Origin of the sequence: Xanthomonas vesicatoria ATCC 35937, from assembly GCF_001908725.1 — a bacterium.
Classification (GTDB): Bacteria; Pseudomonadota; Gammaproteobacteria; order Xanthomonadales; family Xanthomonadaceae; genus Xanthomonas; species Xanthomonas vesicatoria.
Genome location: NZ_CP018725.1, coordinates 977,529 through 998,937, shown reverse-complemented (window position 1 = coordinate 998,937; position 21,409 = coordinate 977,529). Strand labels below are relative to the sequence as shown.

20 protein-coding genes and 2 tRNA genes are annotated in these 21,409 nt (G+C 61.6%); 20 read left to right on the top strand and 2 right to left on the bottom strand.

Annotated elements, in window-relative coordinates; translation table 11 throughout:
* Positions 1–3: 3 nt before the first annotated feature.
* Positions 4–1,461 (bottom strand): hypothetical protein, encoded by a 1,458-nt coding sequence (locus BJD12_RS04390; protein ID WP_228860927.1) that lies wholly within the window; start codon positions 1,459–1,461, stop codon positions 4–6.
* Between the two features lie 37 nt (positions 1,462–1,498).
* Positions 1,499–2,299, bottom strand: coding sequence for an SDR family NAD(P)-dependent oxidoreductase (locus tag BJD12_RS04385; protein WP_005991359.1), 801 nt, complete (start codon positions 2,297–2,299; stop codon positions 1,499–1,501).
* A 112-nt stretch (positions 2,300–2,411) separates the two neighbouring features.
* Here BJD12_RS04385 and tpiA point away from each other — a divergent pair, with 112 nt between their 5' ends.
* The 20 genes from tpiA to nusA all read left to right on the top strand — a co-directional run bounded on the left by tpiA (position 2,412) and on the right by nusA (position 21,340).
* Positions 2,412–3,167 carry a triose-phosphate isomerase gene (gene tpiA, locus BJD12_RS04380; protein WP_005991361.1) on the top strand — a complete coding sequence of 252 codons (756 nt, stop codon included), beginning with the start codon at positions 2,412–2,414 and terminating at the stop codon, positions 3,165–3,167.
* Between the two features lie 33 nt (positions 3,168–3,200).
* Positions 3,201–3,674: a preprotein translocase subunit SecG gene (gene secG, locus BJD12_RS04375; RefSeq protein WP_005991362.1), complete on the top strand. Its 474-nt coding sequence runs from the start codon at positions 3,201–3,203 to the stop codon at positions 3,672–3,674.
* A 49-nt stretch (positions 3,675–3,723) separates the two neighbouring features.
* Positions 3,724–3,808 (top strand) — tRNA-Leu (locus BJD12_RS04370).
* Positions 3,809–3,913: 105 nt separating this feature from the next.
* A complete protein-coding gene (locus BJD12_RS04365; RefSeq protein ID WP_005991364.1) occupies positions 3,914–4,270 on the top strand; it encodes an NADH-quinone oxidoreductase subunit A in 357 nt (118 codons plus the stop codon).
* A complete protein-coding gene (locus BJD12_RS04360) occupies positions 4,261–4,815 on the top strand; it encodes a NuoB/complex I 20 kDa subunit family protein (protein WP_039420570.1) in 555 nt (184 codons plus the stop codon). Before BJD12_RS04365 ends, BJD12_RS04360 begins: the two co-directional genes overlap by 10 nt.
* 36 nt (positions 4,816–4,851) lie before the next feature.
* Positions 4,852–5,604, top strand: coding sequence for an NADH-quinone oxidoreductase subunit C (locus BJD12_RS04355; RefSeq protein WP_005991368.1), 753 nt, complete (start codon positions 4,852–4,854; stop codon positions 5,602–5,604).
* The gene (locus BJD12_RS04350; RefSeq protein ID WP_005991370.1) at positions 5,601–6,908 is read left to right on the top strand and encodes an NADH-quinone oxidoreductase subunit D; all 1,308 of its coding nucleotides are present in this window, start codon (positions 5,601–5,603) and stop codon (positions 6,906–6,908) included. Before BJD12_RS04355 ends, BJD12_RS04350 begins: the two co-directional genes overlap by 4 nt.
* The gene (gene nuoE / locus BJD12_RS04345; protein ID WP_005991372.1) at positions 6,905–7,432 is read left to right on the top strand and encodes an NADH-quinone oxidoreductase subunit NuoE; all 528 of its coding nucleotides are present in this window, start codon (positions 6,905–6,907) and stop codon (positions 7,430–7,432) included. Before BJD12_RS04350 ends, nuoE begins: the two co-directional genes overlap by 4 nt.
* A 3-nt stretch (positions 7,433–7,435) precedes the next feature.
* The gene (nuoF, locus tag BJD12_RS04340; protein WP_042827886.1) at positions 7,436–8,770 is read left to right on the top strand and encodes an NADH-quinone oxidoreductase subunit NuoF; all 1,335 of its coding nucleotides are present in this window, start codon (positions 7,436–7,438) and stop codon (positions 8,768–8,770) included.
* Positions 8,767–11,001 (top strand): NADH-quinone oxidoreductase subunit NuoG, encoded by a 2,235-nt coding sequence (gene nuoG, locus BJD12_RS04335; protein ID WP_042827887.1) that lies wholly within the window; start codon positions 8,767–8,769, stop codon positions 10,999–11,001. Before nuoF ends, nuoG begins: the two co-directional genes overlap by 4 nt.
* A complete protein-coding gene (gene nuoH, locus BJD12_RS04330; protein WP_005991377.1) occupies positions 10,998–12,089 on the top strand; it encodes an NADH-quinone oxidoreductase subunit NuoH in 1,092 nt (363 codons plus the stop codon). The genes nuoG and nuoH overlap by 4 nt, the downstream gene beginning before the upstream one ends.
* A 3-nt stretch (positions 12,090–12,092) precedes the next feature.
* Complete coding sequence (gene nuoI / locus BJD12_RS04325) at positions 12,093–12,581, top strand: NADH-quinone oxidoreductase subunit NuoI (protein WP_039407442.1); 489 nt, start codon at positions 12,093–12,095, stop codon at positions 12,579–12,581.
* A gap of 4 nt (positions 12,582–12,585) precedes the next feature.
* A complete protein-coding gene (locus tag BJD12_RS04320) occupies positions 12,586–13,248 on the top strand; it encodes an NADH-quinone oxidoreductase subunit J (protein ID WP_005991381.1) in 663 nt (220 codons plus the stop codon).
* Complete coding sequence (nuoK, locus tag BJD12_RS04315) at positions 13,245–13,550, top strand: NADH-quinone oxidoreductase subunit NuoK (protein WP_005914274.1); 306 nt, start codon at positions 13,245–13,247, stop codon at positions 13,548–13,550. Before BJD12_RS04320 ends, nuoK begins: the two co-directional genes overlap by 4 nt.
* Before the next feature lie 7 nt (positions 13,551–13,557).
* Positions 13,558–15,732, top strand: coding sequence for an NADH-quinone oxidoreductase subunit L (gene nuoL, locus BJD12_RS04310; protein ID WP_005991383.1), 2,175 nt, complete (start codon positions 13,558–13,560; stop codon positions 15,730–15,732).
* A 20-nt stretch (positions 15,733–15,752) separates the two neighbouring features.
* The gene (locus BJD12_RS04305; RefSeq protein ID WP_042827888.1) at positions 15,753–17,255 is read left to right on the top strand and encodes an NADH-quinone oxidoreductase subunit M; all 1,503 of its coding nucleotides are present in this window, start codon (positions 15,753–15,755) and stop codon (positions 17,253–17,255) included.
* Between the two features lie 36 nt (positions 17,256–17,291).
* Complete coding sequence (nuoN, locus tag BJD12_RS04300; protein WP_042827893.1) at positions 17,292–18,752, top strand: NADH-quinone oxidoreductase subunit NuoN; 1,461 nt, start codon at positions 17,292–17,294, stop codon at positions 18,750–18,752.
* A gap of 207 nt (positions 18,753–18,959) precedes the next feature.
* A tRNA-Met gene (locus tag BJD12_RS04295) sits at positions 18,960–19,036 on the top strand.
* Between the two features lie 197 nt (positions 19,037–19,233).
* Positions 19,234–19,824 carry a ribosome maturation factor RimP gene (gene rimP / locus BJD12_RS04290; protein ID WP_005991389.1) on the top strand — a complete coding sequence of 197 codons (591 nt, stop codon included), beginning with the start codon at positions 19,234–19,236 and terminating at the stop codon, positions 19,822–19,824.
* 4 nt (positions 19,825–19,828) lie between these two features.
* Positions 19,829–21,340, top strand: coding sequence for a transcription termination factor NusA (nusA, locus tag BJD12_RS04285; protein ID WP_005991391.1), 1,512 nt, complete (start codon positions 19,829–19,831; stop codon positions 21,338–21,340).
* The last annotated feature ends 69 nt before the right edge of the window (positions 21,341–21,409 follow it).

Sequence of the window (21,409 nt, the reverse complement as noted above, 5' to 3'; positions counted from 1 at the left end):
AATTCAACGCGCGTTGTCGAGGATATATGACTCGGGTCGAGCATGAATCGGACTTTTGACAGACTCCGCAACGAAAGAATAAACGCCTGCGGTCAAGAGCGCCGCCAATCCTAGTTGGATAATGAGCGCCTTCTTACTAAAATCTTGAAACGCCAATGCACAATATGCCAGGCAATGAAGGGGGAGAAAAAATCTCGTCTCGATTGCGCCAGGAATGATAGCCACACAGGGTGCGACCAAAGTTAAGGTGCATAGTATCCTTGCGCTCACAGACTGCTGGGATTGTGCGAAAAGGATGGCTTTGCCCAGTTGAGTGATGCCAAGGCTGACGATGATAAGGAAAAGGATCGATCGTGAATTTTTCTCGGCGGATGGTTGCTTGGTATAGACCTCGCCATCCCTGACGTCGAGGGCTGAGGCGGCATGGCGCAGATAGATCTGAGCGAACGTGATGGGGTGGTCCGCCATCAGTGCCAATATCTTCGCGAAGGACTGGTTGACCACAAACCCGCCATTCTTCTCCAATACTGCCGCGCCTCGCTCGTTGGCATAGAAGGTCGGAGTTGCCTTTCCGGTGATGGGGTCGATGTAGGTTTCATACCTATCAACGACCATGCCCCAAGTCAACTGCCTGACAAAAAGTGATGCGCCTCGGACATCTGTCACCACGAGCGGTGATAAAGTGGCGTGGTGTGTGTAGTTGATTGCCATCTGTGGCACAGCGCCCAGCAGTGAGCCTGCAAAAAATATTAAGAGCGCGAAAGTCCTGCGTTGAACGCTATTCGCAAAAAACGTTGCGGCAACGATGGCGAGTGCAATGAATGAAAATAGATAGATGGTTCTAATGTTGTATGTCAGATAGCAGGTCAGTCCTGCGGCGAATAATCCGTAGAATGACTTTGACCTGATTGATTTCACCGTTATGTGCAAGGACAGTGCCATAAATACAAGCGATGGTGCATCGCTTAATGGATAGGAAATCAGCCCCGGGAATACTGATGCAACGAGAAACGATGGGACGAGCCTTCTGGTGGTAGAGATTTTTCCGCCAAATATTGACCCGTAGAGGTTCGGGATTAATATGGAGAATGCGTAGGCATACCAGACTGATTGCCCTATTTTTAGAAAAAGTAGCCCTGCGGGCGGTGAGTGATTGAAGACGAGCCGGAAGGGGGTAAGTAGGAGCGGGTAGACGTAACCCCTGATCGTTTGCGGAAAGGCACCGTCGATGATGGCTGAGCTTATTGCCCAGTAAGCGCCGGCGTCGCCTGTAAAATCCCTCGCTTCAATGATTAGTTGGACTGCGAAAAAGATCACAGTGGCAACGATGAATGGAAGTAACCGTGAATCATTGCGTGTTGCTGCTGGTGCATATACGGGTGTTGTGTCAAACCTAATCATCGCTTTTTTGCTCGTGTCCTTGATGGTGATGTCATGCGACGACCCTCTTGGGTCGTACACGTCGCTTCAGCGCTTCTTACTTAGGAGGTATGCGCGCTTACTCCAGCGGCCGCACCCGATGCGAGCCGCGCGCCATCAGCCGCAGTGCCATTGAATGCGGCAGCAGGCGCAGAGCGGCATTGACCAGCCGATAGCGCCAACCCGGCACCGCAAGCACCTGGCCGCGCTCCAGTGCGGCGATGCCGTATTCGGCAACCGCATCGGCCTGCAGCCAGGCCCAGCCGGGTAGGGTGGACATCGCCTCGCGGGTGCCGGTGACGTCGTGGAATTCCGACCACGCAAAGCCCGGACATAGCGCGCACACCTTCACCGCGCAATCGGCGTTCTCCAGCGCCAGCGACTCGCTGAAGCGCAGCATGAAGCTCTTGCTCGCCGCATAGAGCGTCTGCCCGTCGGCACTGGGCGTGAGCGCGGCAAATGAAGCGACGTTGAGAATGCGTCCCTGGCCGCTGGCGCGGATCATCGGCAACAACCGCCAGGTCAGCTCGCACACCGCGCCGATCATCACCTGCAGAAAGCGCGCATGCGTGGCCCAGTCGTTGTGCAGGTAACGGCCCGGCACGCCGTAGCCGGCGTTGTTGACCAGCGTGCCCACCGTCCAGCCATTGCGCTGGATCTGCGTTACCAGCGCCTCGACCGCCGCGGGGTCGGCTAGGTCGGCCGGCAGCACCTCCACCCGCACCTGCGCGCCCAGTTCGGCGGCCAAGGCCTGCAGTCGATCCACCCGGCGTGCGCTCAGGATCAGCGGCACGCCCCGCTTGGCATACGCCCGCGCAATCTCGCGGCCGATGCCGCTGGAGGCACCGGTGACCAGCGCGAAGACAGGTGAAACGGACATGGCAGGTTCCTGTTTGGGGAGGGATGGGACATGTGGCGGACAGAAGTGTGCCGGTTGCCGCCAGGCCATGGGCTATTCTGTCGCCTGTCTTCAACTCAGGAACCTGCGCCTGATGCGTCGAAAGATCGTTGCCGGAAATTGGAAGCTGCATGGCAGCCGCACCTTCGCCACCGACCTGGTGGCCCAGGTTGCCGCGCACATGCCCCTGGAGGGTGTCGATGTCGTCATCCTGCCGCCACTGCCTTACCTCGGCGACCTGATCGAGGATTTCGAGGCACATCACCTGTCCTTCGGAGCCCAGGACGTCAGCAGCAACGAGAAGGGCGCCTACACGGGCGAGGTCTCGGCGACGATGTTGGTGGATGTCGGCGCCGAGTACGGGCTGGTCGGCCACTCCGAGCGTCGCCAGTACCACCAGGAGAGTAGTGAGCTGGTGGCGCGCAAATTTGCCGCGGCCATCCACGCCGGGCTGATCCCGGTGCTGTGCGTGGGCGAATCGCTGGAGCAGCGTGAAGCCGGTCAGACTGAGGCAATCCTACGTGCCCAGCTCGAGCCGGTGCTGGCCTTGGTCGGCAGCGAGGGGTTTGCCCATGCGGTGTTGGCTTATGAGCCGATCTGGGCGATCGGGACCGGACGCACCGCCAGTCCGGAGCAGGCGCAAGCCGTGCACGCCTTCCTGCGTGGCGAAGTCGCGAAGGCGGATGCTAGAATTGCCGACTCTCTGCCCATCCTGTATGGGGGGAGTGTCAAGCCCGACAACGCCAGCAAGCTGTTTGCACAGCCTGATGTCGATGGCGGACTTGTCGGAGGCGCCTCCTTGGTGGCCGAAGATTTCCTGGCCATTGCGCGTGCGGCGGCCGCTTGTTAACCCATTAAGTTTTGTCCGGGGACGGATTTCGAAATGCTGATGTTGATCCTCAATGTGGTCTACGTGCTGGTCGCCCTGGCGATGATTGCGCTGATCCTGATGCAGCGTGGCGCGGGTGCAGCAGCCGGGTCCGGCTTCGGCGCGGGCGCGTCGGGCACGGTGTTCGGTTCACAGGGAGCGTCGAACTTCCTGTCCAAGTCGACCAAGTGGCTGGCGGTGGTGTTCTTCAGCATCAGCCTGTTCATGGCGTGGTACGCCACGCACGGCGCCCGTCCGACCGATCAGAACCTGGGTGTGATGTCGCAGTCCGCCACCCCGGCGCCGGCTGCGGCCGGTGAGCTGACTCAGCCGTTGCCGCAGGCGCCTGCCGCCGGTGCGGTACCGACCGCTCCGTCGCAGTCTGCTCCTGCCGCCACACCCGCTGCTGCACCGGTGCAGTCTGCACCTGCGCCGTCGACGCCCGCGCCCAGCGAAGAAAACGCTTCAGAACCAGCACAAAAACGCTGAAGCCGGTTACAATACGCTGCGCACTGGGATGCCCAGCGGCGCAACGTATGCCCAGGTGGCGGAATTGGTAGACGCACTACCTTGAGGTGGTAGCGACTTAGGTCGTAGGGGTTCGAGTCCCCTCTTGGGCACCATTGTTTGGCTGCAGTTCCTGCGCATCGCGACGTGTCGCGCGCAGGGTCTGCCTATACCCCATGCCGGCACGCGGCGCGTGCGGGCAGAGGCAAGAGAGAATCGCTGTGCTGGCCGAATATTTGCCGAGTCTGCTGTTTCTGATCGTCGCCACCGGTATCGGCATCGTGCTGATGTTGATTGGTCGGTTCCTCGCTCCGCGCAGCCCGGACGCGCGCAAGCTTTCGCCGTACGAGTGTGGCTTCGAGGCATTCGAAGACGCGCGCATGAAGTTCGATGTGCGCTACTACCTCATCGCGATCCAGTTCATCGTGTTCGACCTGGAAATCATCTTCATCGTGCCGTGGACACAGGTGTTCATGGAGATCGGCGCACGTTCGCTGGTCACCATGGGTCTGTTCGTCGGCATGTTGTTCCTCGGCTTTATCTACGTGTGGAAGAAGGGAGCGCTGGAATGGGAGTGATTCAGACCCTGGATCGTCTGATGACCAACCCGATGCCGGAAGGCCGGGTGGAAGACATCCTGCGCCCGGACGGCGAAAACCCGCTGCTCGAAAAGGGCTATGTGACCACCAGCGTCGACGCGCTGCTGAACTGGGCGCGTACCGGCTCGATGTGGCCGATGACCTTCGGTCTGGCTTGCTGCGCAGTCGAAATGATGCATGCCGGCGCCTCGCGTCTGGACCTGGATCGTTACGGCGTGGTGTTCCGCCCGTCGCCGCGCCAATCCGACGTCATGATCGTTGCAGGTACCCTGGTCAACAAGATGGCTCCGGCGCTGCGCAAGGTCTATGACCAGATGCCGGATCCCAAGTGGGTCATCTCGATGGGCAGCTGCGCCAATGGCGGCGGCTACTATCACTATTCGTATTCGGTGGTGCGCGGTTGCGATCGCATCGTGCCGGTGGACATCTATGTCCCGGGCTGCCCGCCGACCGCCGAGGCGCTGGTCTACGGCATCTTGCAGCTGCAGAAGAAGATCTGGCGTACCCAGACGATCGCGCGCTGACACCCGTCTTCTCCTACCGAGAGCAGCCAAGCCCCCATGGCAGAGCAAGCATCTTCCTTCACTGACCGACTTGCGGCACGTTTCGCCGGTGCGCAGATCGCCGTGGCATTGCCGCGCGGCGAGGTGACACTGGAAGTCGCCGCGGCAGATTGGCACGCCACCTGTCTGGCGCTGCGCGACGAGCTCGGTTTCGAGCAGCTCAGCGACCTGTGCGGCGTCGATTACCTGGGTTACGGCAGCGACGAGTGGGATACCGCCGACGTGTCGTCGCAGGGCTTCAGCCGCGGTGTCGAAGGCAAGGCCGTCGGCCGCTTCGGTTGGGGGGAATTCCCCAGCCAGGAAAGCTCCACCGGTGCACATCCGCAGCACATGCCCAAGCAGCGCTTTGCGGTGGTCGCGCAACTCATTTCCTACCAGCACAATCAGCGTCTGCGTGTGCGTTGCTACGCCCCGGACGAACAAGTGCCGGTGGTGGCGTCGGTGACAGACATCTGGCCGGGCGTAAACTGGTTCGAGCGCGAAGCGTTCGACCTGTTCGGCATCGTGTTCGACGGCCACCCTGACCTGCGCCGCATCCTGACCGACTACGGATTCGTCGGCCATCCGTTCCGCAAGGATTTCCCGCTGATCGGCAACGTCGAAGTGCGTTACGACGAAGAGCGCAAGCGTGTGGTGTACGAACCGGTGACCTCGGTCGAGCCGCGCGTCGGTGTGCCGCGCGTGATTCGCGACGATGCCCGTTATGAGACTGCCGCTGGTGAAGTGGGCAAGTCGGAGACTGCCAAGTGAGTGAGTTCCGCCAGGCAACCGATGCCTTCGCGAGCAATCCTGTTGAAAGCAAGCAGGAAATCCGCAACTACACGATGAACTTCGGCCCGCAGCATCCTGCGGCGCACGGCGTGCTGCGCCTGATCCTGGAAATGGACGGCGAGACCGTGGTGCGCGCCGATCCGCATATCGGCCTGCTGCACCGTGGCACCGAGAAGCTGGCCGAGTCCAAGCCGTTCAACCAGTCGGTTCCGTACATGGACCGCCTGGATTACGTGTCGATGATGTGCAACGAGCACGCTTATGTGCGCGCGATCGAGTCCCTGATGGGGATCGAAGCGCCCGAGCGCGCACAGTACATTCGTACCATGTTCGACGAGATCACCCGCATCAAGAACCACCTGATGTGGGTCGGTTCCAACGCGCTCGATCTGGGCGCGATGGCGGTGATGCTCTACGCATTCCGCGAGCGCGAAGAATTGATGGACGTCTACGAGGCGGTCAGCGGCGCGCGCATGCACGCGGCCTACTACCGTCCCGGCGGCGTCTACCGCGATCTGCCCGACCGCATGCCGCAGTACAAAGAGTCTCGCTGGCACAAGGGTGGGGCGCTGAAGAAGCGCAACGCCGGTCGCGAGGGCACGCTGCTGGACTTCCTGGAGGAGTTCACCAACACCTTCCCGGCGCGCGTGGACGAATACGAAACGCTGCTGACCGATAACCGTATCTGGAAGCAGCGCACCGTGGATGTGGGCATCATTAGCCCGGATCTGGCGCGTGCCTGGGGCATGACCGGCCCGATGCTGCGTGGTTCGGGCATCGAGTGGGATCTGCGCAAGAAGCAGCCGTACGCCAAGTACGACTCGGTGGATTTCGATATTCCTGTCGGCACCAACGGCGATTGCTACGACCGTTATCTGGTGCGCGTGGCCGAGATGCGCGAATCCAACCGCATCATCAAGCAGTGCGTGAAGTGGCTGAAGGCCAATCCTGGCCCAGTCATGGTCACCAATTTCAAGGTCGCTCCGCCAAGCCGCGAAGGCATGAAGGACGACATGGAAGCGCTGATCCATCACTTCAAGCTGTTCAGTGAAGGCTACTGCGTGCCAGCCGGCGAAACCTACAGCGCGGTCGAAGCGCCCAAGGGTGAGTTTGGCTGCTACCTGATGTCCGATGGCGCCAACAAGCCGTTCCGCGTGCATCTGCGCGCGCCGGGCTTTGCGCATCTGTCGTCGATGGACGCGGTGGTGCGTGGCTATTTGCTGGCCGACGTCGTGGCGATGATCGGTACTTACGATTTGGTTTTCGGTGAGGTTGACCGATGAAGGCGACGGGTAATTTCGAGGCGGCGCGCGACGTCGATCCGCAGGTTGTGCTGAGCGACAAGACGCGCGCGCACATCGATCACTGGCTGGCCAAGTTTCCGCCAGATCGTAAGCGGTCTGCAGTGCTGCAGGGCTTGCACGCTGCGCAGGAGCAGAACCAGGGCTGGCTGACCGACGAGTTGATCGTTGGCGTGGCCAAGTATCTGGAACTGCCGCCGGTGTGGGCCTACGAGGTCGCCAGCTTCTACTCGATGTTCGAGACCGAAAAGGTCGGCCGCCACAATGTGGCGTTCTGCACCAACATCAGCTGCTGGCTCAACGGCGCCGAAGATCTGCTGGCGCACGCAGAGAAGAAGCTGGGCTGCAAGCTGGGTCAGTCGACGGCCGACGGACGCGTCTACCTCAAGCGCGAAGAAGAGTGCCTGGCGGCCTGCTCCGCAGCGCCGATGATGGTCATCAACGGCCACTACCACGAGCACCTGACGAAAGAGAAGGTCGACGCGCTGCTGGACGGGCTGGAATAAGACATGGCACATCATCACGCACCTACAGGTCCCGTCGGTCCGGCGCCGTTGCCGCATCAGGTCGTCTACACGACCCTGCATTACGACACGCCGTGGTCGTACGAGAGCTACCTCAAGACCGGTGGCTACGCCGCGCTGCGCAAGATCCTGGAAGAAAAGATTCCGCCGGCCGACGTCATCGAAATGGTCAAGGCGTCCAACCTGCGTGGCCGTGGCGGCGCGGGCTTCCCGACCGGTCTGAAGTGGTCGTTCATGCCCAAGGGCACGATGCAGAAGTACATCCTGTGCAACTCGGACGAATCCGAGCCGGGTACCTGCAAGGACCGCGACATCCTGCGTTACAACCCGCACTCCGTGGTGGAGGGCATGGCGATCGCCTGTTACGCCACCGGTTCGACCGTGGGCTATAACTACCTGCGTGGTGAGTTCCACCACGAGCCGTTCGAAAACTTCGAGCTGGCGCTGGCCGATGCGTACGCAAATGGCTGGCTGGGCAAGAACATCCTCGGCAGCGGCGTGGATATCGATATCTATGGTGCGCTGGGTGCCGGTGCCTACATCTGCGGCGAAGAAACCGCATTGATGGAGTCGCTGGAAGGCAAGAAGGGCCAGCCGCGCTACAAGCCGCCGTTCCCGGCGAACTTCGGCCTGTACGGCAAGCCGACCACCATCAACAACACCGAGACCTACGCGTCGGTGCCGGCGATCATTCGCAACGGCCCGGAGTGGTTCCTCGGCTTGAGCAAGACCAAGAATGGCGGCCCGAAGATCTTCTCGGTGTCCGGCTGCGTGCAGAAGGGCGGAAATTTCGAAGTGCCGCTCGGCACCACTTTCGACGAACTGCTCGAAATGGCCGGCGGTTTGCGCCCAGGTCGTAAGCTCAAGGGCGTTGTGCCTGGCGGTGTGTCGATGCCGGTGCTGAAGGCAGACCAGGTCGCTGGCCTGCAGATGGACTACGACACCCTGCGTGCGCTGGGCACCGGTCTGGGTTCGGGCGCCATCGTGGTGCTGGATGACAGCGTCTGCTGCGTGCGTTTTGCCTGCCGCATCTCGCAGTTCTTCCACAAGGAATCCTGCGGCCAGTGCACCCCGTGCCGCGAAGGCACCGGCTGGATGCACCGCGTACTGGAGCGCATCGTTGCCGGCAAGGCCACGATGGAAGACCTGCATCAGCTGCGTACCGTGGCTGGCCAGATCGAAGGGCACACCATCTGCGCGTTCGGTGAAGCGGCGGCATGGCCGATTCAAGGCTTCCTGCGCCAGTTCTGGGACGAATTCGAGTACTACATCGTCAACGGTCGTTCGATCGTCGACACGCACGTCGGAGTGGCCGCATGAGCGCCCAACCAGTGAATCCGAACGTGCCACCGGACCATGTCACTGTCGAGATCGACGGGCAGAGCCTGGTGGTGCCGAAGGGTTCGATGATCATCCAGGCCGCCGACAAGGCCGGCATTCCGATTCCGCGCTTCTGCTACCACGAGAAGCTGCCGATCGCGGCCAACTGCCGCATGTGCCTGGTGGACGTCGAAAAATCCCCGAAGCCGTCGCCCGCCTGCGCCACGCCGGTGATGGACGGCATGAAGGTCACCACGCGTAGCGAAAAGGCGCTGAAGTACCAGCGCAGCGTGATGGAATTCCTGCTGATCAATCATCCGCTGGACTGCCCGATCTGCGATCAGGGCGGCGAGTGCGAACTGCAGGACGTATCGCTCGGCTACGGCCGCTCGGTGAGCCGCTTCAATGAACGCAAGCGTGTGGTGCCGGACGAAGACATCGGTCCGTTGGTCGCCACCGAAATGACCCGCTGCATCCAGTGCACGCGTTGCGTGCGCTTCACGGCGGACATTGCCGGCACCTACGAGCTGGGTGGCATGTATCGCGGTGAAAACCTGCAGATCGGCACCTACGACGGCAAGCCGCTGACCACCGAAATTTCCGGCAACGTCATCGATGTCTGCCCGGTCGGCGCGCTGACCAACAAGGTGTTCCAGTTCCGTGCGCGTCCGTGGGAATTGATGGCGCGCGAGTCGCTGGGTTACCACGACGCGATGGGCTCGAACCTGTTCCTGCACGTGCGTCGCGGCGAAGTGCTGCGCACGGTGCCGCGCGAGAACGAGGCGGTCAACGAGTGCTGGCTGTCCGATCGCGATCGTTACTCGCATCAGGGCCTGTATTCCGAGGACCGTGCGGTCAAGCCGCTGAAGAAGGTCAACGGCGAGTGGACCGAAGTGAGCTGGACCGAAGGCCTGGCCGCTGCGACCCAGATCCTGCGTGACAACGCCGGCGATCAGCTTGGCGTGCTGGTGCACCCATCCACCTCCAACGAAGAGGGCGCATTGCTTGCGCGTCTGGCCGAAGGGCTGGGGAGTGGCAATCTGGATCACCGTCTGCTCAATCGCGATTTCTCCGACGCTGCGGTTGCCGAAGCTTTTGCAACGCCGCTGGCCGAGATCGAGCAGGCCGATGTAGTGGTGCTGTTCGGTACCAACGTGCGTCATGAGCTGCCGTTGCTGCATGCACGTCTGCGCAAGGCGCACATCCAGAACCGCACGCAGATCCATTCGGTCAACCCGGTCGATTTCGATTTCGCCTTCACCCAGGCCAGCCGCACCGTGGTTGCGCCGTCGAAACTGGCAGGTGCGCTCGACGATGCCGCGTTGCGCGATGCGGTCAAGGGCGCGACACGCGCCGTGATCGTGGTCGGCGCCTTGGCCGAGAATCATCCGCAGGCTGCGGCATTGCGCGCTGCTGCACGTGACTTCGCTATCGCAACCGGCGCCTCGCTGTGCCGTATCCCGCAGGGTGCGAACGCAGTGGGCCTGGTGTCGCAAGGTGTATTGCCGACCGCACGTGATGTGGCCGGCATGCTGGCGCAGCCGCGTCAGGCGTATGTGTTGTACGGCATCGAACCTGGGCTGGATTTTGCCGACGCCGCCGCTGCCCGCGGAGCGCTTGCCGGTGCCAAGGTTGTTGCATTCAGCCAGTTCGCCTGCGCTTCGACGCGCGATGTGGCGGACGTGATTCTGCCGATCGGCGCATTGCCGGAAATCGATGCCTCGCTGACCAATCTCGATGGCCGCGTGCAGACGGCACGTGCCGCAGGCCGTTTGCCGGTCGAAGCGCGTGAAGGCTGGCGGGTGCTGCGTGCGCTGGGTGGCGAGCTGGGTCTGGCCGGTTTCGAGTTCATCGATCTGGTCGGCCTACGTGCCGGCATGCAGAACCGCGATGTGCGCCCGGTGGCCTCGGCTCAGCCGCAAGCGGTTAGTGACGGGCTCGAAGTCGCGGCGACCGCTGCGATCTACCGCACCGACGCGGTGGTACGTCGCGCCGCTGCATTGCAGTCGCATCCGCTCAACATCGCGCCGTGCGTGGCGATGCATCCGGAGCAGGCTGCCCAGTTGCAGGTTGGCGCAGGCCAGATGGTCAAGGTGGGCACCGACGCTGGTAAGGCGACGTTGCCGGTGATTCTGGACAAGCGCGTTGCACCGGGCACGGTGTGGATCGAGTCCGGCCATGGCGCAACCGCGCCGCTTGGCGCCGGTCGCGTAACGGTGGTGGCTGCATGAACGAATTGCTGTTGAACGTGGTCGATCCCTTGCACCAGTGGTTCCTCGGACTGGGCGATGGCGGCATCGTGCTGTGGACCGTGTTGAAGATCCTGTTGATTGCCGTGCCGGTGATCATTTCGGTGGCCTTTTACGTGGTCTGGGAGCGCAAGCTGATCGGCTGGATGCATGTGCGCCACGGGCCCATGTACGTGGGTATGGGCATCTTTCAGGCCTTCGCCGACGTGTTCAAACTCCTGTTCAAGGAGATCCTGCAGCCCAGCAGCTCGCACAAGGCGATGTTCATCATTGCGCCGCTGTTGACGCTGGCGCCGGCATTCGCGGCGTGGTCGGTGGTGCCGTTCGATGCGCAGCTGGTCCTGTCCAACGCCAACGTCGGTTTGCTGTATTTGCTGGCGATGACCTCGTTGGGCGTGTACGGCATCATCCTGGCGGGTTGGGCATCCAACTCCAAGTACGCCTTCCTGGGTGCGATGCGCTCGGCCGCGCAGGTGGTCAGCTACGAAATCGCGATGGGCTTTGCGCTGGTCGGCGTGATGATCGCCTCCGGCAGCGTCAACCTCAGCCAGATCGTGTTCGCGCAGGCGGGTAACTCCGGTTTCTTTGACTGGTTCCTGATTCCGCTGTTCCCGTTGTTCATCGTGTACTGGGTCTCCGGCGTTGCCGAAACCAACCGCGCGCCGTTCGACGTGGTGGAAGGCGAATCGGAAATCGTTGCCGGCCACATGGTGGAATACTCGGGTGGCGCGTTCGCGCTGTTCTTCCTGGCCGAATACGCCAACATGATCCTGGTCAGCTTCCTGATCTCGATCTTCTTCCTCGGTGGCTGGCTGAGCCCGATCCAGGGTTGGGTCACTGCGGACATCTCGCCGTGGATCAATTGGCTGTGGACCGGCGGTTGGCCGTGGCTGCTGATGAAGGTGTTCTTCTTCGCCAGCGCCTACATCTGGTTCCGTGCCAGCTTCCCGCGCTACCGCTACGACCAGATCATGCGTCTGGGTTGGAAGGTGTTCATTCCGCTCACGATCGTATGGATCGCAGTGACGGCGTTGATGGTGTTTTACGGCGTGATCCAGAAGGGCGTGTAATTGATGAACAAGATTACCCATTACTTCAAGAGCCTGCTGCTGCTCGAACTGCTTGGCGGTTTGTGGCTGACGTTGAAATACACGTTCAAGCCCAAGTACACCGTGCTGTACCCGATGGAGAAGTTTCCGCAATCGCCACGCTTCCGTGGTCTGCACGCGCTGCGTCGCTATCCCAATGGCGAAGAGCGCTGCATCGCCTGCAAGCTGTGCGAAGCGGTCTGCCCGGCATTGGCGATCACCATCGACTCGGCCAAGCGCGAGGACGGCTCGCGCCGCACCACGCGCTACGACATCGACCTGTTCAAGTGCATCTTCTGCGGCTTCTGCGAAGAAAGCTGCCCAGTGGACTCGATCGTCGAGACGCACATCCTCGAATACCACTTCGAGAAGCGTGGCGAGAATATTGTCAACAAGCCGCAGCTGCTGGCGATCGGAGACCGGCTAGAGGCCGAGATCGCCGAGCGTCGCGCTGCCGATGCCGCCTTCCGTTGAGGTCATGATGGACTGGGTCTCTATTGCTTTTTACGCCTTCTCCGCAATCGCGGTGGTGTCCGCCGGTGCGGTGATCAGCGTGCGTAACCCGGTGTATGCCGTGTTGTGCCTGATCCTCACCTTCTTCTCGATGGCGTGCATCTGGTTGCTGGTCGGCGCCGAGTTCCTTGGCGTCACGCTGGTGCTGGTCTACGTGGGCGCGGTGATGGTGCTGTTCCTGTTCGTGGTGATGATGCTGGACATCGACACCAGCCGGCTGCGCGAGGGCTGGGTCAAATACATGCCGCTGGGCGTGATCGTTGCGGTGGCGATGCTGGCGCAGATGGTCACCCTGATCGGCGTGAAGTCGCGCACTGCCACACCGTTCCCGGTCGATAATGCAGCGGCGCAGGCAGCCGACAGTTCGAATCTGACCTGGCTGGCCAAGAGCCTGTACACCGAGTTCCTGCTGGCGTTCGAATTTGCCGCTGTGATCCTGACTGTGGCGGTGGTGGCTGCGGTGATGCTGACCCTGCGCAAGCGCACCGGCATCAAGCTCCAGAACGCCAGTGAGCAGTCCCGCGTGAAGGCGGGCGACCGTCTGCGCATCGTCAAGATGGCAGTCGAAAAGCCAGTACAGATTGCGCCGCACGTCGATGCGGCGGACGGACAGGAGGCGAAGTCTTGATTACCTTGGGCCACCTGCTTGGACTGGGCGCGGTGCTGTTCTGCATCTCCCTGGCCGGCATCTTCCTCAACCGCAAGAACGTCATCGTGTTGCTGATGTCGATCGAGTTGATGCTGCTGTCGGTCAACGTCAACTTCATTGCATTCTCGCGCGAGCTAGGCGACACCGCCGGTCAGTTGTTCGTGTTCTTCATCCTGACCGTTGCCGCCGCGGAGGCCGCCATCGGTCTTGCGATCCTGGTGACTCTGTTCCGTACGCGCCGCACGATCAATGTGGCCGAAGTCGACACGTTGAAGGGCTGACCCGTAGATGGAAATCACTCTCTCCAAGAGTCTGCTGATCGCAGTGGTGCTTGCACCGCTGGTCGGCAGCATCATCGCCGGCCTGTTCGGTCGTCAGGTGGGGCGCAAGGGCGCGCAGTACGTCACCATCCTCGGCGTCGCAGTCAGCTGTGCGCTGTCGTGCCTGACCCTGTACCAATTGGTGGAGCAGGGCGCCAGCCCGTTCAACCAGAACCTGTACACCTTCTTCGACGTCGGTAACTACTCAGCGCATGTCGGCTTCATGGTTGATCGCCTGACCGCGATGATGATGGTGGTGGTCACCTTCGTGTCGCTGCTGGTGCACATCTACACCATCGGCTACATGGAAGAAGACCCGGGTTACCAGCGCTTCTTCAGCTATATCTCGTTGTTCACCTTCTCCATGCTGACGCTGGTGATGAGCAACAACTTCCTGCAGCTGTTCTTCGGCTGGGAAGCGGTGGGCCTGGTGTCCTACTTGTTGATCGGTTTCTGGTTCAAGCGCCCGACCGCCGTGTTTGCCAACATGAAGGCGTTCCTGGTCAACCGCGTCGGCGACTTCGGCTTTATCCTAGGCATCGCCGGCGTATTGTTGTGGTTCGGCTCGCTGGATTACTCCACGGTGTTTGCCAACGCCACCACCATGGCCGGTGCCAAGGTGCAGTTGTTCGCGGGCCACGAGTGGAGCGTGATGACGCTGATCTGCATCTGCCTGTTCATCGGTGCGATGGGCAAGTCGGCGCAGGTGCCGTTACACGTATGGCTGCCGGACTCGATGGAAGGCCCCACGCCGATTTCGGCATTGATCCATGCCGCAACGATGGTCACGGCCGGCATCTTCATGGTCGCGCGCATGTCGCCGCTGTTCGAGCTGTCGGAAACCGCGCTGAACTTCATCCTGTTCATTGGTGCGACCACGGCCTTCTTCACCGGCCTGATCGGCATCGTGCAGAACGACATCAAGCGCGTGGTGGCGTATTCGACGCTGTCCCAGCTGGGCTACATGACCGTGGCGCTGGGCGTGTCGGCCTACTCCGCTGCCGTGTTCCACCTGATGACGCATGCCTTCTTCAAGGCGCTGCTGTTCCTGGCGGCCGGCTCGGTCATCATCGGCATGCATCACGAGCAGGACATGCGCAAGATGGGCGGCCTGCGCAAGTACATGAAGGTGACCTACTGGACCAGCGTGATCGGTACGCTGGCGCTGGTCGGTACGCCGTTCTTCTCGGGTTTCTACTCGAAGGACACCATCATCGAGGCAGCCGCACACCATGCCCACGAGTCGCATAGCTGGATCGCAACCTACGGGTACTGGTCCGTGCTTGGGGGTGTGCTGGTCACCAGCTTCTACAGCTTCCGTCTGTTGTTCCTGACCTTCCACGGCAAGGAGCGTTTCCGCGATGCCCATGCGCACGATGCGCATGCCCATCACGACAGCGCGCACACCGATGCCGAAGCGCAGGTGCATGCGCACGACAGTCACGCGCACGATGTCCATGCGCACGACGCGCACGGCCACGACGATCACGGTCATGGGCACCACGGAGCGCACGAGCCGCACGAGTCCAAGTGGGTGGTGACGTTGCCGTTGATCCTGCTGGCGATTCCGTCGGTGGCGATTGGCTTCTTCACCATCGGCCCGATGCTGTTCGGTACCGATTGGCAGGGCCACCACGCGGCGCACGCGGTCAAGGGGCAGGCCGTGTCGTTCTTTACCGGTATCGTCGATTTCTACGACCCGGCGCGCGACACCGTCGGCGCACTGGCCGAAGAGTTCCACGGCCCGGTCGCCTTCGCGCTGCACGGCATGATGGCTGCGCCGTTCTTCCTGACGGTCGCCGGTCTGCTGCTTGCCGCGCTGTTCTACCTGTGGAAGCCGGACCTGGCCACCAAGTCGCGCAGGGCGTTTGCGCCGATCGTGTGGCTGCTGGAAAACAAGTACGGCTTCGACAAGCTGTGGATCAATGGCTTCGCCGGTGGCGGTGTTGTCCTTGGCAAGGCGTCACGCGCGATCGATACCCATGTGGTCGACGGTGTCGTCGTCAATGGTTCTGCCCGACTGATCGACCTGGCTGCAAATCTGCTGCGTCGCACGCAATCCGGTTTCCTCTATCACTACGCCTTCGCAATGATCATCGGTTTGATCGCCTTGTTGGCGGTACTGATGCATTTCTGGCGTTGACCTGTACGGAATAAGAAAACGTGTCGAACTGGCCTTTACTGTCTATCTTGATCTGGCTGCCGATTATCGGTGGCGCCCTGATCCTTGCGTTGCGCAACGCCGAGACTGCCCGCTGGGCATCCTTGGCGGTGGCGGTGGCGACCTTTGTGCTGAGTCTGCCGCTACTGGGCTACGACACGGGCAATGACGCCATGCAGTTCATCGAACTGCACGCCTGGATTCCGGCCTACAACATTGGCTACAACCTGGGCGTGGACGGCATCGCGGTCGCGTTGATCGTGCTGACCACGTTGGTGACGGTGCTGGCATTGATCGGCGCCTGGCGCTCGATCGACAAGCGCGTCAATCAGTACGTGGCCGCGTTCCTGATCCTGGAAGGCGTCACCGTCGGTATCTTCGCTGCCACCGACGCGATGCTGTTCTATGTCTTCTTCGAAGCCATGCTGATCCCGATGTTCCTGATCATCGGTGTCTGGGGCGGCCCGCGGCGTATCTACGCGGCGATGAAGTTCTTCCTGTACACCTTCCTCGGCTCGGTGCTGATGCTGGTGGGCTTGGTCTACCTGTACCTGAAGGGGGGCAGCTTTCAGCTGGCCGACCTGTATGCGCTGCAGCTGACAGCCAAGGAGCAGACCTGGATCTTCTTCGCGTTCCTGATCGCGTTCGCGGTCAAGGTGCCGATGTTCCCGGTGCATACCTGGCTGCCGGACGCGCACGTCGAAGCGCCGACCGCCGGTTCGGTGATCCTGGCGGCGATCGCACTGAAGATCGGCGGTTACGGCTTCCTGCGCTTCAACCTGCCGATCGTTCCCGATGCAAGCCATGAGTTTGCGTGGCTGGTGATTACCCTGTCGTTGATTGCGGTGGTCTACGTTGGCCTGGTGGCGCTGGTGCAGGACGACATGAAGAAGCTGGTGGCGTATTCGTCCATCGCGCACATGGGCTTCGTGACCCTAGGCACCTTCATCGCCTTCACCCTGGTGCGTGAGTACGGCAGCACCGACGCTGCACGCCTCGGCTTGCAGGGCGCGATGGTGCAGATGATTTCGCACGGCTTTGTCTCCGGCGCGATGTTCTCCTGCATCGGTGTGTTGTACGACCGCATGCACACCCGCCGCATCGCCGATTACGGCGGCGTGGTCAATGTGATGCCGTGGTTCGCGACGTTCTCCATGCTGTTTTTCATGGCCAACGCCGGTCTTCCGGGTACCAGCGGTTTCGTCGGTGAGTTCATGGTGATCCTGGCCAGCTTCCAGAAGCATCCTCTGGTTGCCTTCGCTGCTGCCACGACCCTGGTGATCACGGCCGCCTACACACTGTGGCTCTACAAGCGCGTGTTCTTCGGCGAAGTGGCCAATGCCCACGTGGCGGAGCTAAAGGACATCAACGGCCGCGAGGCCTTCGTGCTTGGGGTGTTCGCTGCTGGTGTGCTGGCCCTGGGCCTGTATCCGAAGCCGCTGACCGATCTGATGGAACCATCGATCGCCAAGCTGGCTACCCAGATCGCCGCGAGCAAGCTTTGACCGCTTGCCGTACGTTTTGATTCTCAGGATTTGATGATGACCACGCCAACGCTCGTGCCGTTGACCACCGCCGACCTGGCTCCGCTCGTTCCAGAGCTGGTGCTGATCGGTGGCGCCTTCGCACTGCTGATGTTCGACCTGTTCATGAGCCAGCGGAACAAGGTCTGGACCCACCTGTTCTCCGTCGCCGTTCTTGCCGTGGTGCTCGCGTTGTTGGCGACTGGCACGGGCGGGCAGGGCGACATCTTCAACGGCATGTTCGTGCGCGACACCGCCGCGGACGTAATGAAGACCGTGATCGTGCTCGTCAGTGGGTTGAGCCTGGTGTATGGATGGACCTATCTGCGCGAGCGCAATCTCTACCAGGGCGAAATCCCGGTGCTCGTGCTGTTCGCTACCGCCGGCATGATGCTGCTGGCATCGGCCGGCAGCCTGTTGATGGTCTATCTGGGGCTGGAATTGCTGGCGCTGTGCTCGTACGCGCTGGTCGCATCCAACCGCGACAACGGCCTGGCGACCGAAGCGGCGATGAAGTATTTCGTGTTGGGTTCGTTGGCATCGGGTCTGTTGTTGTACGGCATGTCGCTGGTCTATGGCGCCACCGGCACCTTGAGCCTGGCTGGCATCCATGACGCGATCGAAGGCTCTGGCGAGCGCACGCTGCTGCTGACCGGCACCATCTTCATGATCGCTGGTGTGGCATTCAAGCTGGGCGCGGCGCCATTCCATATGTGGCTGCCCGACGTCTATCAGGGCGCGCCGGCACCGATCGCGCTGTTCATCAGCTCAGCACCCAAGTTGGCGGCGTTCGGCATGACCTACCGCCTATTGGAAGTGGGCATGGGTCCGCTGTCGCCGCAGTGGCATCTGTTGATTGGCGGCTTGTCGGCGCTGTCGCTGGTCATCGGCAATCTGATGGCCATCGCGCAGAGCAATCTCAAGCGCATGCTTGCGTATTCGACGGTGTCGCACATCGGCTTCCTGCTGATGGGCGTGGCCGGTGGTGGCGAAGAAGGCTATGCGGCTGCGATGTTCTATGCAGTGAGCTACACCATCATGTCGACCGCTTCCTTCGGCGCCATCATCGCGCTGTCGCGCAATGGCTTCGAAGCCGAGAACATCGACGACTTCAAGGGCCTCAACGCGCGCAATCCGTGGATGGCCGGCCTGGTGCTGTGCATCATGGCCTCGCTGGCCGGTATTCCGCCGTTCCTGGGCTTCTGGACCAAGCTGGCCGTGCTCGGCGCGGCAGTGAAGGGCGACATGCTGTGGCTGGCGCTGGTGGGTGTGATCTGCGCGGTGATCGGTGCGTACTACTACCTGCGTGTCATCAAGGTCATGTACTTCGACGAGCCGGTCGGCGAGCCATTGCCGGCGAACAACGACCGCGTACTGGGCACGGTGCTGGGCGTCAACGCGCTTGCGTTGCTCGCGCTGGGCCTGGCCTGGAGTCCGATCATGGTGTGGTGCCAGCGGGCGTTTGCCGGCCTCGCCTAAGCGCGTTCGTACGCGAGTGTCGTGTTCTTTGCGACATCTTGTTGCGCGCACATGGCGCGGATCTGAAATAAACTTGTGATTAGTGTTTCGTTTTTGTTGCATTGCGGTTATCATTCGCCGCGACGTTGAACAGCCACCACGGTGTCCAACAGATGAAAAACTAGGGCTTGCAATTGCCGCTCAAGTTCTTCATAATTCCGCTTCTGCTGCGGGGTGGAGCAGTCTGGCAGCTCGTCGGGCTCATAACCCGAAGGTCGCAGGTTCAAATCCTGCCCCCGCTACCAAGTTTCGAATTGTTGCTTTACTGCAGTGATTCAACTTCTTGGATCGTAAGGACGCATGTTCCCGTCTTTACGCCGACCCTGAGAGGTCGGGCTTTTTTCACGCAAGGGGCCCATCGGGCCCCTTGTTTTTTCCGGAACCGGAAAGTTTGCTGCCGGTTGCCGGGGTTCTACTGGCAATCATCTGATCAGGGCAGTCTGTGAGCGAAAAAGCGACCGAAATCGCGAATCTGCTGAGTCCAACGGTTGAGTCCCTGGGCCTGGAACTGCTGGGCGTGGAGTATCTTCCTGCACCAGGTGGCGCCACGTTGCGCCTTTACATCGATGTGCCGCTGGCCGAACAGCCCGAGCGTGTGATCAACGTCGACGATTGCGAGCGCGTGAGCCGCGAAGTGTCAGCCCAGCTCGACGTCGAAGACCCGATCAGTGGCAACTACACCCTGGAGGTGTCTTCGCCAGGCGTGGACCGTCCGCTGTTCACCCTCGAACAATTCGCGCGCCATGCCGGCGAGTCCGCAAAGATCGTGTTGAAGCTTGCGCAGGATGGTCGGCGCCGGTTTCAGGGTCAGATCCTGCGTACCGAGACGGAAGCCGATGCCGTGGTGTTTTCGGTCGACGGCAAGGACGTACAGATCGGCTTCGACAACATCGACAAGGCGCGCATCCTGCCGGATTGGGTCGCTTTGGGCTTGGCGCCGCAAAAACCGAATAAGCCCGGCCCGAAAAAACCCGGGCACGACAAGAAGAAACCATCCAACGAGTCGGCGGCTGGCAAGCCGCGCGCGGAGTGACTAAATGAGCAAGGAACTTTTGCTGGTAGTGGATGCGGTGGCCAACGAAAAGGGCGTGCCGCGCGAAGTGATCTTCGATGCGATCGAGGCCGCGCTGGCTTCCGCAGCGAAGAAGCGCTATCCCGACCAGGACGTGCTGACGCGCGTGACCATCGACCACAAGGACGGTAACTACGAAACCTTCCGCCGTTGGGAAGTTGTGGCCGACGATGTGGTGATGGAGTCGCCGGATCGCCAGGTGCGTCTGATGGATGCCATCGACGAAGCCGACGGCGTCGAGGTGGGCGACTACATCGAAGAACAGATCGAAAACCCGGATTTCGGCCGTATCGCCGCGCAGGCTGCCAAGCAGGTGATCGTGCAGCGTGTGCGCGAGGCCGAGCGCCAACAGGTGGTGGATGCCTGGAAGGATCGCGTGGGCGAGCTGATCACCGGTGTGGTCAAGCGCGCCGAGCGCGGCAACATCTTTGTCGATCTGGGCGGCAATGCCGAAGCCTTCATTCCGAAGGACAAGGGCATTCCGCGCGATGTGCTGCGCCCGGGCGACCGCGTGCGCGGCTACCTGGCCGAAGTGCGCTCCGAACCGCGTGGCCCGCAGCTGTTTATCAGCCGCGCCGCACCGGAATTCATGATCGAGCTGTTCAAGCTGGAAGTGCCGGAAGTGGGCCAGGGCCTGGTCGAGATCAAGGCCTGCGCACGTGACCCGGGCGACCGCGCCAAGATCGCCGTGATCGCGCACGACACCCGCACCGATCCAATCGGCGCCTGTATCGGCATGCGCGGTTCGCGCGTGCAGGCGGTGTCCAACGAGCTCAATGGCGAGCGCGTGGACATCGTGTTGTGGAACGAGAACCCGGCCAACTTCGTGATCAACGCGATGGCGCCTGCCGAAGTGCAGTCGATCATCGTCGATGAAGACAAGCACTCGATGGACCTGGCCGTGGCAGAAGACCGCCTGGCGCAGGCGATCGGCAAGGGCGGCCAGAACGTGCGTCTGGCCAGTCGCCTGACCGGTTGGCAGCTCAATGTGATGACCGCCGATCAGGTGGCAGCCAAGTCCGAGGCTGAACAGGCATCGGCGCGCCAGCTGTTCATGGATCGCCTGGAAGTGGACGAAGAAATCTCCGCGATCCTGGTGTCCGAAGGCTTCAACACTGTCGAAGAAATCGCTTACGTCCCGGTTGGCGAACTGCTGGCGGTGGAAGGCTTCGACGAAGACATCGTCGAAGAGCTGCGTGCCCGTGCCCGCGATGCGTTGCTCAACGCTGCGCTGGCCGAGGAGGAAGGCCTGGAAGGAACTCAGCCCACCGAGGACCTGCTGGCGCTGGAGGGGATGGACGAGGAAACGGCCTTTGCTCTGGCCGAGCACGGCGTGCGCACCAGCGAGGACTTGTCCGACCTGGCAGCGGACGAGATCGTCGACTTCGGCATCGAGGGCATGACCCAGGAGCGCGCCGCGGCGCTGATCCTGGCGGCCCGCGCCGAGGAGATCGCCCGTTTGGAGCGCGGCGAATGAGCCGGCAATGAACCGCGCCCTGACCCCATCAGGGCTTAGAATCAGCGTTTCCCTTGCTCTGGGCGAGGG

What these genes read in the sequence shown, in the direction of transcription:
- BJD12_RS04385 (WP_005991359.1), bottom strand. Translation starts at nt 2,299, where the DNA reads ATGTCCGTTTCACCTGTCTTCGCGCTGGTCACCGGTGCCTCCAGCGGC.
- tpiA (WP_005991361.1), top strand. Translation starts at nt 2,412, where the DNA reads ATGCGTCGAAAGATCGTTGCCGGAAATTGGAAGCTGCATGGCAGCCGC.
- secG (WP_005991362.1), top strand. Translation starts at nt 3,201, where the DNA reads ATGCTGATGTTGATCCTCAATGTGGTCTACGTGCTGGTCGCCCTGGCG.
- BJD12_RS04360 (WP_039420570.1), top strand. Translation starts at nt 4,261, where the DNA reads ATGGGAGTGATTCAGACCCTGGATCGTCTGATGACCAACCCGATGCCG.
- BJD12_RS04355 (WP_005991368.1), top strand. Translation starts at nt 4,852, where the DNA reads ATGGCAGAGCAAGCATCTTCCTTCACTGACCGACTTGCGGCACGTTTC.
- nuoE (WP_005991372.1), top strand. Translation starts at nt 6,905, where the DNA reads ATGAAGGCGACGGGTAATTTCGAGGCGGCGCGCGACGTCGATCCGCAG.
- nuoF (WP_042827886.1), top strand. Translation starts at nt 7,436, where the DNA reads ATGGCACATCATCACGCACCTACAGGTCCCGTCGGTCCGGCGCCGTTG.
- nuoG (WP_042827887.1), top strand. Translation starts at nt 8,767, where the DNA reads ATGAGCGCCCAACCAGTGAATCCGAACGTGCCACCGGACCATGTCACT.
- nuoH (WP_005991377.1), top strand. Translation starts at nt 10,998, where the DNA reads ATGAACGAATTGCTGTTGAACGTGGTCGATCCCTTGCACCAGTGGTTC.
- nuoI (WP_039407442.1), top strand. Translation starts at nt 12,093, where the DNA reads ATGAACAAGATTACCCATTACTTCAAGAGCCTGCTGCTGCTCGAACTG.
- BJD12_RS04320 (WP_005991381.1), top strand. Translation starts at nt 12,586, where the DNA reads ATGATGGACTGGGTCTCTATTGCTTTTTACGCCTTCTCCGCAATCGCG.
- nuoL (WP_005991383.1), top strand. Translation starts at nt 13,558, where the DNA reads ATGGAAATCACTCTCTCCAAGAGTCTGCTGATCGCAGTGGTGCTTGCA.
- nuoN (WP_042827893.1), top strand. Translation starts at nt 17,292, where the DNA reads ATGACCACGCCAACGCTCGTGCCGTTGACCACCGCCGACCTGGCTCCG.
- nusA (WP_005991391.1), top strand. Translation starts at nt 19,829, where the DNA reads ATGAGCAAGGAACTTTTGCTGGTAGTGGATGCGGTGGCCAACGAAAAG.